The sequence below is a fragment of the Ensifer sp. Root278 genome, from assembly GCF_001429285.1.
Lineage (GTDB): Bacteria > Pseudomonadota > Alphaproteobacteria > Rhizobiales > Rhizobiaceae > Ensifer.
This window is the reverse complement of record NZ_LMJJ01000023.1, coordinates 255,215-266,989: the sequence shown is the minus strand read 5'-3', so window position 1 is coordinate 266,989 and position 11,775 is coordinate 255,215. Positions and strand designations below refer to the sequence as shown.

14 protein-coding genes are annotated in these 11,775 nt (G+C 64.0%); 5 read left to right on the top strand and 9 right to left on the bottom strand.

All coding sequences use genetic code 11. The annotated features are described in order from the left end of the window. Position 1: 1 nt before the first annotated feature. From ASE60_RS17675 to ASE60_RS17665, 3 genes are all read right to left on the bottom strand, one after another. Complete coding sequence (locus ASE60_RS17675; protein WP_057251844.1) at positions 2-436, bottom strand: GFA family protein; 435 nt, start codon at positions 434-436, stop codon at positions 2-4. 130 nt (positions 437-566) lie between these two features. Further along, positions 567-1,940, bottom strand: coding sequence for an ATP-binding protein (locus ASE60_RS17670; protein WP_057251843.1), 1,374 nt, complete (start codon positions 1,938-1,940; stop codon positions 567-569). Next, complete coding sequence (locus ASE60_RS17665) at positions 1,940-2,602, bottom strand: response regulator transcription factor (protein WP_057251842.1); 663 nt, start codon at positions 2,600-2,602, stop codon at positions 1,940-1,942. Before ASE60_RS17665 ends, ASE60_RS17670 begins: the two co-directional genes overlap by 1 nt. A 115-nt stretch (positions 2,603-2,717) precedes the next feature. Between ASE60_RS17665 and ASE60_RS17660 the strand changes: the two genes are divergently transcribed. Next, the gene (locus ASE60_RS17660) at positions 2,718-3,473 is read left to right on the top strand and encodes a L,D-transpeptidase (protein ID WP_057252106.1); all 756 of its coding nucleotides are present in this window, start codon (positions 2,718-2,720) and stop codon (positions 3,471-3,473) included. A gap of 186 nt (positions 3,474-3,659) precedes the next feature. Beyond that, a complete protein-coding gene (locus tag ASE60_RS17655) occupies positions 3,660-4,376 on the top strand; it encodes a L,D-transpeptidase (RefSeq protein ID WP_057251841.1) in 717 nt (238 codons plus the stop codon). A 48-nt stretch (positions 4,377-4,424) separates the two neighbouring features. On the opposite strand, the gene ASE60_RS17650 is transcribed toward ASE60_RS17655, so the two are convergent. The 4 genes from ASE60_RS17650 to ASE60_RS17635 form a co-directional block, all read right to left on the bottom strand. Next, positions 4,425-5,264 carry a L,D-transpeptidase gene (locus ASE60_RS17650; protein ID WP_082615919.1) on the bottom strand — a complete coding sequence of 280 codons (840 nt, stop codon included), beginning with the start codon at positions 5,262-5,264 and terminating at the stop codon, positions 4,425-4,427. Between the two features lie 78 nt (positions 5,265-5,342). Beyond that, positions 5,343-6,332 (bottom strand): murein L,D-transpeptidase family protein, encoded by a 990-nt coding sequence (locus ASE60_RS17645; protein WP_057251840.1) that lies wholly within the window; start codon positions 6,330-6,332, stop codon positions 5,343-5,345. Positions 6,333-6,664: 332 nt separating this feature from the next. Next, complete coding sequence (locus ASE60_RS17640) at positions 6,665-6,919, bottom strand: hypothetical protein (RefSeq protein WP_057251839.1); 255 nt, start codon at positions 6,917-6,919, stop codon at positions 6,665-6,667. Between the two features lie 159 nt (positions 6,920-7,078). Beyond that, positions 7,079-7,987: an SDR family oxidoreductase gene (locus ASE60_RS17635; RefSeq protein WP_057251838.1), complete on the bottom strand. Its 909-nt coding sequence runs from the start codon at positions 7,985-7,987 to the stop codon at positions 7,079-7,081. A gap of 87 nt (positions 7,988-8,074) precedes the next feature. Between ASE60_RS17635 and ASE60_RS17630 the strand changes: the two genes are divergently transcribed. The 3 genes from ASE60_RS17630 (at position 8,075) to ASE60_RS17620 (ending at position 10,366) form a co-directional block, all read left to right on the top strand. Beyond that, positions 8,075-8,647, top strand: coding sequence for a TetR family transcriptional regulator (locus ASE60_RS17630; protein WP_057251837.1), 573 nt, complete (start codon positions 8,075-8,077; stop codon positions 8,645-8,647). Positions 8,648-8,746: 99 nt separating this feature from the next. Continuing rightward, positions 8,747-9,796 carry a serine hydrolase gene (locus tag ASE60_RS17625; protein ID WP_057251836.1) on the top strand — a complete coding sequence of 350 codons (1,050 nt, stop codon included), beginning with the start codon at positions 8,747-8,749 and terminating at the stop codon, positions 9,794-9,796. 75 nt (positions 9,797-9,871) lie between these two features. Then, positions 9,872-10,366 carry a GAF domain-containing protein gene (locus tag ASE60_RS17620; RefSeq protein WP_057251835.1) on the top strand — a complete coding sequence of 165 codons (495 nt, stop codon included), beginning with the start codon at positions 9,872-9,874 and terminating at the stop codon, positions 10,364-10,366. Between the two features lie 15 nt (positions 10,367-10,381). On the opposite strand, the gene ASE60_RS17615 is transcribed toward ASE60_RS17620, so the two are convergent. Both ASE60_RS17615 and ASE60_RS17610 read right to left on the bottom strand, forming a co-directional pair. Next, on the bottom strand, positions 10,382-11,398 hold the full coding sequence (locus ASE60_RS17615; RefSeq protein WP_057251834.1) for a zinc-binding alcohol dehydrogenase family protein: 1,017 nt from the start codon (positions 11,396-11,398) through the stop codon (positions 10,382-10,384). Next, on the bottom strand, positions 11,395-11,772 hold the full coding sequence (locus tag ASE60_RS17610) for a hypothetical protein (protein ID WP_057251833.1): 378 nt from the start codon (positions 11,770-11,772) through the stop codon (positions 11,395-11,397). Before ASE60_RS17610 ends, ASE60_RS17615 begins: the two co-directional genes overlap by 4 nt. Positions 11,773-11,775 lie beyond the last annotated feature (3 nt).

Here is an 11,775-nt window from a genome sequence, read left to right as displayed (position 1 = left end):
TTCACTCCGCGATCAATTCTCCGGTGCCGCCAAATGCCGGCGGGAAGTCGCGATACTTGGGCAAGCCGTCCTTCATCGGCAGCACCGTCTCCTGATAGTTGACGTGGAGCGCGGGTTTGAACGGCAGTGCCGGGATGACCGCAGCAAAGACGTCCGTCACGCCCCAGAGCGGATGCTCGGTCATGAGGTGACCGCCGCAGGCCTTGCACCATTTGCGCACGCTCGTCGCGGTCTTCTGGTAGCCGACAAGATTGTCCGCGCCCTTGACGATGCGGACCTTCTCCGGCGGCCAAAGCGTGAAGGCATTCACGGGTCCCGCCGACCACGTCCGGCACGAATTGCAATGGCAGAAGCCCATGGCGGCCGGATCGCCGCTCACTTCGATCTCGACTGCGCCGCAGAAGCACTTTCCGTTGTAGCTGCCGTTCGCTGCCATGACTGTCTCCTTTCGGTTCGCGTCATCCGGAGAATGGGCTCTCGCGGATGGCCGATATGAACCCAAGCCTGAGCGTGTCACGCCTGATCCTGAGGTCAACGCCTCCTTTCGAGCTAGGTCCTATAGCCGGTTACCGGATGAGGCTTTGCTGCAGCACGATGCGAGCCGACAAACCGCCGCCCTGCCGGTTGCGGAGCTCGAGCTCCGCGCCGGTACGATCCAGCGCCCGTTCGACGATGCTGAGGCCCAGGCCGCTGCCGACCGATGTCTTGAAGCGGCCGCGGAAGAAGCGCTCGGTCACGTGCGGCATCTCCTCGTCGGGAATGCCAGGGCCTGTGTCGTTGATCACAATGACGAGGCGGCCGGCCGCCATCTCGCAGGTGCAGGAGACTGTTGCGCCAGGCGGCGAATGGTTGATCGCATTTTCCAGGAGGTTGCGCGCCGCCAGGCGAAACAGGTCCGGATCCATCTCGATCTTCACACCGAAGAGGTGCGGGTCGATGGCGACGTCGACCCGGTGAGCCTGGCCGGCGAGTTCGGTCCGAAGACCTGTCAATATTTCACCGGCATTGAAGGCTCCTGCTGGCTTGGCACTCTCGGAGGCCTCGACGGAGGCGATGTCGAGCAGTTGCCGCACCAGCTTGCCGGTCCGGTCGACCCCGGCGACAATCTGGCCGAGCGCCTTTTCACGGATCTCGCCGTCGTCGCTGGCAAGCGCGACCTGGGCTTGCGTCTTGAGGCCGGCCAGAGGCGTGCGCAGTTCGTGGGCGGCAAAGGCGATGAAGTTCTGTTCGCGCTCGCGGGCACCGGCGACGCGGGCGAAGAGGCCGTTCAGCGATTTCAACACCGGGCTGATTTCGCGCGTCGTGCCCACGTCTTCGATCGCGTGCAGATTCGAAGCCTCGCGCGCGGCGAGATCGCCCGCAAGTTTCCGGAGCGGTGCCAGCCCGCGCCCGACGCTGAGCCAGATCAAGACGGCCAGAAGGGGGATGATCAGCAGCGCCGGTAGCAGCAACCCCTTGACCAGATCGTTGACCAGCCGGTCGCGGATGCGAAGGTTGTCGCCGACGAGGACGCGTACGCCGAGGCTGGCATTCTCGACCGCGAAAACCCGCCAGGTCTCACCGTTGATGACGGTTTCCGAGAAGCCCATCGCATGCGGCGCGAGCGTCGTGTCGGGAGCGCTGTCCGACTTGCCGATCAGCGTGCCGTCCAGCGACCAGATCTGGCAGGAGAGCTGCCGGTCGTAGTGCGGGTGCTCCAGAATCGGAATCTTGATCGCGCTCTGCGCCGGACGGTTGGCGTCACCGTCGCCTTCCTCCTTCATCATGTCTGGGCTGACGATCAGCGAATTCACCATGCGCGCGGCCTCCATCAGCCGCGCGTCGAGCACACGCTCCACCTCGGCGCGCGTGCTGAGGAAGATCCACACCGTCGCTGACAGCCACAGCAGTCCTGTCGTGATCAACAGTATGGCGAAGAGGCGGGTGCGCAGCGACCGCATCAGCCGGCCCCACCCAGCCGATAGCCGATGCCCCTGACGGTTTCGATCAGGCCGGGGCCGAGTTTGTTGCGCAAATGATGGATGTGGACCTCGACGGCGTTGCTTTCGATTTCCTCCTGCCAGCCGTAGAGCCTGTCTTCGAGTTTGGTTTTCGAAAAGATGACGCCGGGATGTGCCATCAGCGTGTGCAGGATCGAATACTCACGCCGCGAGAGCTGCACCGGTTTGCCGGCCTGTTCCACCGATTGCCGGGCGGGATCGAGCCGCAGGCCTGCCCATTCGAGCGCCGCCGTCGCACGGCCGGTAGACCGCCGAGACAGCGCCCGCAACCGTGCGGCCACTTCGTCGAGGTCGAAGGGTTTCCCGAGGTAGTCGTCGGCGCCGGTGTCGAGGCCGGCCACGCGATCGCGAACCGTGTCGCGGGCCGTCAGCAGGAGCACGGGAGTGTCATTCTGGCTGGAGCGCAAGTCCTTGAGGATATCCATGCCGGAACCATCCGGCAGCATCAGATCGAGTACGATCGCGTCGAAGCTGTTGGCGGCGAGTGCCGTCGCCGCCGCGTCGCAGGTGCCGACCGCATCGGTGGTAAATCCGGCCAGCGCCAGGCCGACCTTCAGGCCGTCTCTGAGGATATCGTCGTCTTCGACGATCAGGACTCGCATTGCTATTCCTCACATTTTTGAGAGCGGAACTCTTAAATCGCTCCCTTAAGGCAGCCTTAAGGTAGGACTTCCCTCTGAAGCGGCATTGCAACAATCGAATCGTTGAATGCCCGATATGACCGAACCAAACGAGCCCTCTTCATCCACGGCCGATCACAAGACCGGCATCACGCTCACCCGCCGCAGCCTTGTCGTCGGAGCAGCCTCGCTGTTCGCCACCGGTTGCGCGACCGCGCGTCCGACGCCGGCGGTCGTGCCGGCGGCAACACCCGTCCGCGCCGCGGCCGGGCCGACCGTGCCGCCGATGTACCACGCGATGCCGGATGAAGAGTTTCCGATCCCCGAGGTGAGGGTCGCCGAGATCGATCCGAAGTTCTGGCGACAGGAGGTGGATTATCCGAGCGGCGAGCGGCCCGGCACGCTCATCGTCGATACGCCGGCGAAGTATCTCTATCATGTGCTGCCCGGCGGGCGGGCGATGCGCTACGGCATCGGCGTCGGCCGCGAGGGTTTCGCGTGGTCCGGGCGGGCGATTGTCGCCTACAAGCGCAAATGGCCGCGGTGGACTCCGCCCGATGAGATGGTCGCGCGCCAGCCGAAGCTCGCGCCCTACAGCATCGCCAATGGCGGCATGCCGCCGGGCATCAAGAACCCGCTCGGCGCCCGTGCGCTCTACATCCACAAGGACGGCAAGGACACGCTCTATCGGATTCACGGTAGTCCCGAGGCGCATTCGATCGGCAAGGCGGTCTCGTCGGGCTGCATTCGCCTGCTCAATCAGGATGTCGTCTATCTCTACGATCAGGCGCGGGACGGTAGCACCATCGTCGTCATTCCGGATCCCACGAAGGGCGATCTGGCCATTGGCTAAAGGCAGCCAACAGAGGTGGCGCGGGAATTCTGCAACACTCCGGAAACGAGTGCTCGCAGCGGGCGGCGATCCACGCCAAAGAATGATTATCACCACATTTCGGTCACGGTTCGGCCCAACAGCCTTGGGCCTCTCCTCGGAACATTTCCTACCGAAATCCCCAACCTGGAATAGAATAAAGTGTCGATGAATTTGTCCCGCCGCTCGCTGCTCGCGGTGATCGCCAGCTCTGTCTTGAGCGCTTGCACGCAGATCCCGAAACCAGAACCGAAGCCGAAGCTGATCGAGCCGATCGCCGGGGACGGTGGCTCGCCGGAGAAGGCAGCCGATGCCGCGGGCGTGCCGACGAAGACCTTCGATTATGCGAAGATCTATGGGCCGGTGAAGGACGAGGGCTACGACGTTCCAGGCATCCAGTACGGTGAGATCAAGCCGCAGTTCCTGCGCCAGGAAGTGGCCTATGCCACCAACGAGCCGCCCTATTCGATCGTCGTCGATACCCAGACGATGTTCCTCTACTACGTACTGCCGGGCGGTCGCGCCATCCGCTACGGCGTCGGCCTCGGGGCCGCGGGGCGCGCCTGGAAGGGGCGCGCGGTCGTGCACTGGAAGCGCAAGTGGCCGCGCTGGACGGTGCCGGACGACATGGTAGCGCGCCAGCCGCACCTCAAGAAATACGGCATTGACGCCGGCGGCATGGATCCGGGTCTCGACAATCCGCTCGGCGCGCGGGCCATGTACATTTTCCAGAACGGTCAGGACACACTCTACCGCATCCACGGCTCGCCGCAGTGGCGCTCGATCGGCAAGAACGCATCCGCCGGCTGCGTGCGCATGCTGCAGCAGGACGCGATCGATCTCTACGATCGCGTCCGCGGCAAGACCCCGCTCATCGTCCTGTGACGCGCTACGCTTTGGCGTGATTTTCCAGCTTTCACCGGACGGATTGCCTCAGAGCGGTTGAGGCGGCGGAAGTCCGTCCGGTCCCATTTGCATATAGTCCTGCGGCTGCGGCAGTGGCTGCGAATCCGGAAGTGGCTGCGAGTCCGGAAGTGGCTGTATTTCCGGCATCGGCTGCGATTGCACCATGCCCCCGCCCGTGAGGTCAGTGACGACGATCGGCGTGCCGTTTGGCACGCGATTGTAGAGGTCGACCACGTCCTGGTTGATCATGCGCACGCAACCCGAGGATACCGATTTGCCAATGGTCCACCATTCCGGTGAGCCATGGATGCGGTAGAGCGTGTCCTCGCCGTTCTGGAAGATATACATGGCGCGCGCGCCGAGCGGGTTCTTGAGGCCGGGGTCCATGCCGCCGGCCTCGATGCTGAATTGTTGCAGCTCGGGTTGGCGCGCCACCATTTCGTTCGGCGGTTTCCAGCGCGGCCATTCGCGTTTGTACTGGATGACGCCGCGCCCGGCCCAGGCGAAGCCGGCGCGCCCGAGGCCGACGCCGTAGCGCATCGCCTGGCCGTTCTCGTAGACCCGATAGAGAAAGTGGTTGCCGACGTCGACGACCAGCGTTCCCGGCTTCTCGCCGGTCGGATCGGCGACCATCTGGCGATAGAAACGGGGCTCGATCTTCTCGTAGGGGATGGCCGGCAGGGGATAGGGTTCGTTCGGCTTCTCGCCGTACATATCCGCAAGGAAGGCGTTCGCCTCGGGCACAGGTTCCGGTGCATAGGAGCGCGTCATCGTCGGCCGCGTCGAGGCACAGCCTGCCAATCCGGCGGCCGCGAGCCCCGCGGAGAGTTGCAGGAAGGTGCGGCGGCGGATCTCTCTTTCAGGCATGGAACCCTCGATCGTCCGGTGTTCGCTTCTGGCGATACAACCGATCTTGTAGGTCAATTGTCGCCAGCCGACGAACGATCACAGGCCGGCGTAGGGATCCGCCAGCGCCGCTTCGGGTCGGCTAATAGGATACTTAGTTCCCGAGATCTTCGCTGCCAGCTTTTCGGCGCCGTTTTTCTCAAGGAGCGCCCGGAAGCTCGGATGCATGCCGCCGTCGACATAGGCGTTGAGCGGCGCCGACGTCTGGTTTGCCATCAGGCCCGCGAGCTTCGCGTCCTCCGATTGCAGCTTTGCCACGAGCCCGGCGTCTGGCGCCGTCGCAGCGGCGGGGCAGGCCGCGAGCGGATCGGACGGCTCGCCATCGGCGAATTCGGTGTTGAAGACATAACGGCGACCGCAGGCCGAAACCTTCGGCTGGCGCCTCGTCGTCTGGAAGATGTCGTAGCCCTGCTTGATGTTCTTCCAGAACTCGAAGTTCGGATCGCCGCGATGCTTGGCCATGTTTTCGGCGGTCATGCGGAAGGGATAGGCCTGCACCTGGAAGGTGCCCTGGCCGCCGGCAAGCGCGCGCTGGACGACGGAGTAGATCTCGCCGACGCCCTGGTCCGTAAGTGCGTAGCAGCCCGACGACGAGCAGGCGCCGTGCACCATCAGCGCTTCGCCGGTATAGCCGAGCGCCGACTCCAGCCGGTTCGGATAGCCGAGATTGAAGGACAGGAAATATTGCGACTTCGGGTTCAGCATACCGGCCGAGACATTGTAGAAACCCTCCGGCGCCTGGCGGTCGCCCACCTTCGTCTTCGGGCCGAGCTTCCCCGACCAGCGGCACATGGGGTAGGTCTTCAGCAGGGCGTATTGGCCCTGCTTGTTCTGTTTCCAGACTTCCAGCTCGCTTTCCTGCTTGAAGATGCGCACCAGAACCGGGCTTTCCGGCTTGCTGCCGTTCTTCGCCATGGCGGCGATCAGCTTGGCCGGGATCGGCGGCGGTTCGCGCACGTCGTCGGCATCGAGCGCCATGCAGCTGGAAAGCGCAAGTGCCATCGCGCCGATCGCCAGAGCATGCCGCATCCGACGCACCTGCGTGAAAAACTTGCCAGTGGAGGGCGTTTGGGAAGAGGGGCTCTGTATCGTCTCGCGCCGCATGCGGGCTCCTGGCTATGCTGCCGCCGCCCAGCGTCTTGCGTTCGGCGCGGTTACCGACGGCATGCGTTCGACGCACAGCGGGTCGGCTTTAGTTCAGCGATTAAGCGGTGGCAGCCCTGGCTGCAAGCCTTTGTCCTGGGCGCTGGCGATCAACAATACTTGAACGCGCGCCGCCATAGCTGCCCGCCGATTGGGTCGATGTTGAGACAAGATGGTGAATTTTTTCTCAACGCGGGCGCCGGATTGCTCCAGGCGCGTCAGTCCCGTGGCTCGCTGCCGGGCGCGTAGACGGTCTTCTGCCTGAACGCAAAAACGTTGCCGCAGCGGCAGCGGACCATGTGCTTGGCGGGGTCGGGAGAGGTGCGCTCGGTCGAAAAGCCCTTGGGCATGACGTCGATGAGAAAGCCGCGATTGCCGCCCTTCGCCTTGTCATTTTCAGAGGCTTCGGCGAAACCGGACGCCCCGCATTTCGCGCATTCCAGCTTTCTCGAATAACGATCCCGCGACGCCATCTTCCATCACACCTGATTGCGCTGCCGCGCCGTTCCGTCGAACCCGGACCTACAGGAGCCGGCCTTTCGGTTCAAGCTCGGCCGCTGTCATGACCGTCATTTCTCGCGCTCTATTGGGCGGGATGCATCGAGAAGCCGCAGCGGCATGCGACATCAGGCTTACCGATACCCAGTGACATCGGCCGGCTTGTTTGCCTCCATCACCTCGCGCATGTAACGCCAGCAATCGGGCCGCGAGCCGTCGAGATCGGTGAAACCGTAAATCTGAGCCAGTCCACCGCTCGACAGCGACTGGCCGTTCCAGCGCGCCCTGTCCGGATCGGCCGCCAGCGCCGCCACGGCGCGGCCGACGAAGCGCGGGCTTTCGGAAATGACGAAGTGCGGCTGGACCTTGGCCCCCTCCAGCCAGGTTTCCTCGGTCGCCTGAAAATGCTCCAGCATCATTTCGGAGCGCATCCAGCCGGGCGTGATCGAAACCGAGGTCGCACCGTGCGGCGCCAGATCCTTGGCATGGGCCCAGGCCATGCGGTTGGCCCCCACCTTGGCGAGGTCGTAGAAGGGGGAAATGCGGTAGTGAGTGGCATTGTACTCGGCGGTGCCATCGGTGACCTCGACGAGCAGCCCGCCCGGCTTCTCTATCATCAGGGGCAGGGCGTAGTGCGCGGTGATCAGGTGGGTGTCGATGCCGAGGCGCAGAAGCCTCAGGCCGTTCTCCAGATTGTGCTCCCAGACGGACTTCTCCCACTCGAACAGGTTTTCTCCGCCCCAGACGTCGTTGACGAGGATATCGAGCCGCCCCTGTTCACGGCGGATGCGCGTGACCAGCGCTGCGACTTCGGCCGGGTGGAGATGATCGACCTGAACGGCAATACCCTTACCGCCGAGGCTGGTGACGATGTCGGCCGTTTCCTCGATCGTTTCGGGCCGCTTGTATTCGGATTGCTGTTGCCTTGTGGTGCGGCCGGTCACGTAGACGGTGGCGCCGGCGGCGCCGAGTTCCGCGGCGATGCCGCGCCCGCCGCCCCGTGTCGCGCCGGCGACGAGCGCGATTTTTCCTTCGAGCGTCATTGTTTTCCTCCTTGGGGCCGATAGCCGCTGGTGCTTTCTCTTGAATTGGATATATAAATGATTGTTCGGTTATAAATGAGAGTCAAGATGCCACGACCAAAAACGATGCCAGACGAAGAGGTGCTGGTGGCTGCATTTGCGCTGATGCGGGCCGAAGGGCCGGATGGCCTGACTTTCGCGTCGCTCGCCGCAAGGACCGGCCTTTCCGGCGCCACGCTCGTGCAGCGCTTTGAAAACAAAACGAAGCTGATCCAGCGCGCGCTCAACCAGGCCTGGGACGGCCTTGACCGCCAGACAGCGGAGCTGGTGGCGACGGTGCCGAGAACGCCGGAGGGAGCCATCGCGCTGCTCGTCGGCCTGTCCGGCGATTATGGCGCCATCGAATCCTATGCCGACGATCTCCGAATTCTCCGGGAAGACCTACGGGACCCGCTGCTCCGTGCGCGGGGGGTGACGTGGCGCGACGTGCTTTCCGGCGTGCTCGACGAATGTCTTTCGGGATTGCCCGCCGCTGCCCCTGGACTCGGACTCCTGATGGCATCGCAATGGCAGGGATCGCTGCTCTGGTGGAGTTTCGACCCAGAAGTGCCTGTCGCGGAGTTCGTCGAACAGAGCCTGCGGCGTTTCGTTGAGGCCTTTGCAAGGCAACCGACGGCCTGAGGTCAGCGCCACGGCCTTTCAGTCACCCGGCTGTCAAATCGCCGTGAGATGGCCGTGCAGTGGATGACGGCGGCGGAAGATCGTCTTAGATGCTGTTCCATGTTCAGATGTGCTGCCGTTCTCTTCGCCCGGATCGTCGCCTTGGCACTCGTCGTCCTGACGTTGCTCACCTTGCCGGCGGCTGCCCAGGTGGTGGCGCCGGTTTCGACCTTGCTGGAAGAACTGGCTTCGCGGCAGGAGCTTGAGCCCCTGAAGACCGTGATCGTCGCGCGTGACGGCAAGGTCCTCGCCGAGCGCGGCTATCGCGGCAACCGCGTGACCGACTCGACCAACATCAAGTCGGCGTCAAAATCGATCATCTCGGCGCTGGTCGGCATTGCGATCGACAAGGGATTGCTCGAAGGGCCGGACCAGAAGATCGCGCCGATCCTGAAGACGGACCTGCCGGCTTCGCCTGATCCGCGCATCAACGACATCACCATCGGCAACCTGCTGTCGATGCAGGCCGGGCTTGGCCGGCTGTCGGGGCCGAACTATGGCCGATGGGTCGCGAGCAGCAACTGGGTGCGTACGGCGCTCGCTCAGCCCTTCGACGACGACCCGGGCGGTGAGATGCTCTATTCCACCGCATCGACCCACCTGCTTTCGGCGATCCTGACGAAGGTCAGCGGCAAGTCGACCCTGGCGCTGGCAAGCGACTGGCTGGGGCTACTCGAGGGTTTTCGCATCGGATCCTGGGATCGCGATCCCCAAGGCATCTATCTCGGGGGCAACCAGATGGCGATGAGCGCCCGTTCCCTGCTTGCCTTCGGCGAACTCTACCGCAATGGCGGCCGCGCGACCTCAGGCCAGCAGCTTGTGTCATCAGAATGGATCGCAGCATCCTGGCAGCACCGCACCAATTCGCGTTTCTCCGGGGACGAGTACGGTTACGGCTGGTTCGACCGCCAGATCGCTGGCGAGGAGGTGCACTTCGCCTGGGGCTACGGCGGGCAGATGCTCTACATCGTTCCGAGCCTCGATCTGACCGTGGTGATGACCTCGGCCGAGAGCGGACCGTCAGCCCGCAACGGCTACCGCGATGCTCTACACTTTGTGCTCGGCGAGATCATCACAAGGGTGGAGGCCGCTCCGGAAACGGACGGGTGACAGGCCGCGTGCCGCTCATGCCGGCTGGCGCGTGCCCAACAGCGGCTCAGGATGCCGAGATTTGAAAGGTGAGAGATGTTTGCCACGAAGACAATCGAGACCGGCGACAAGCCCGAATTCTACCGCGAACTGGCGAGCCAGCTCGGCGGGCTTCTGCATGACGAGCGCGACTTCATCGCCAATGCCGCCAATTTTTCCGCCCTCGTTTTCGATCTGGTGCCGGATCTGAACTGGGCCGGCTTCTATTTCCTGCGGCCGAATGACGAGCTGGTGCTCGGGCCGTTTCAGGGCAAGGTCGCCTGCGTGCGCATTCCGGTCGGTAAAGGGGTCTGCGGGGCTGCCGCCACGCAACGGCAGACGATGCTGGTGCCCGATGTGCATGCCTTTCCCGGGCATATCGCCTGCGATGCCGCGTCCCGCTCCGAGCTCGTCGTGCCTTTGCTCAAGGATGGCAGAGTGCTCGGCGTGCTCGATCTCGACAGCCCGAGCCCCAACCGTTTCGATGCCGAGGATCAGGCTGGGCTCGAGGTGCTCGCCGCGATTTACGTCGCGGCGAGCGATTTCAGTTAGATCGGTAGCTGGGCGCTAGCCTTCAAAACCTTCGATGACGATCTTGCCCATGGCAGCACCGGTCTCGATGCGGCGGTGGGCTTCGCGCAGGTTTGCGGCATTGAACGGCGACAGCACCTCGGCAAGCGTCGTTTTCAGCCGTCCGGCATCGATCTCGTCGGCGACGAAGGACAGCAGCCGGTGCTGCTCGATCATGTCAGGCGTCTGATGCATCGGGCGGGCAAACATGAATTCCCAATGCAGGCTCGCCGCCTTGGTCTTCATGCCCGCCATCGGCATTGGCACGTCGGTGTTGTCGATCGAAACGATGCCCCCTTGAGGCCGGATCAGCTCGACCGCATCGTCCCAATGGCGCATATCGTTGAAGATGGCGATGTGGTCGACATGGGAGAAGCCGAGCGCCCTGACCTGGGCAACCAGCGGCTCGCGGTGGCTGACGACGTGGTCGGCGCCGAGTTCCTTCACCCAGGCGATAGTCTCCGGCCGCGAGGCCGTGGCGATCACGGTCAGCCCGGCGCGCTTGGCAAGCTGGATGCCGATCGAGCCGACGCCGCCGGCGCCGCCGACAATCAGGATCGACTGGCCGCGATCCGCACCGTCCCGGTCGATCCCGAGCCGGTCGAAGAAGGCTTCATAGGCGGTGATCGTCGTCAGCGGCAGGGCGGCTGCCTCGGCGAAGCTTAGCGACTTCGGTTTGCGCCCGACGATGCGCTCGTCGACAAGCTGATACTGCTGGTTCGTGCCGGGCCGCGTCAGGTCGCCGGCGTAGTAGACATGGTCGCCGGGCTTAAACAGGGTCACATCCGGGCCGACCGCTTCGACCACGCCGCTGGCATCCCAGCCGAGTACGCGCGGCGTTTCCTCGATCTTGTCCTTCGGCGCGCGCATCTTCACATCCACCGGATTGACGGCGACCGCATGGACGGCCACCAGAATGTCATACCCCTTGGGTTCCGGCTTCGGCAGGTCGACATCGAGGAAGCACTGCGGGTCGGAAACCGGGAGATAACGGGTGAGGGCGACGGCTTTCATGGCTTGCTCCTTGTCATGGACGAATGGTCTTGGGCTGTGAATTCGGCGGTGACGAAGACGAGTTCGGCGTCGCCGGTATTGGTCAGATCGTGCACGAAGGCGGTCTCCGGCGTCAGGTCGCTGAAGTGGCGCGTGTCGCCGGCGCGGTAGACCACGTCCGTGACCTTTCCGCCGCCCGAGCGCGAGCGTGCCGTACCGTCGGTCAGCGCCGTCCAGAAATAGGGCCGGTCGTGGCGATGGGGGCGAAGCGGTTCACCGGGCTTCAGCCGCAGATGCCAGACGCGCAGGCTCTCTTCCTCTAGCACCAGCTCGGTGCCAATGTGATCGTTGACCAGGGCTTCCGCGCGCTCGTGTTCCGTCAATGGCGCGCTCATGCG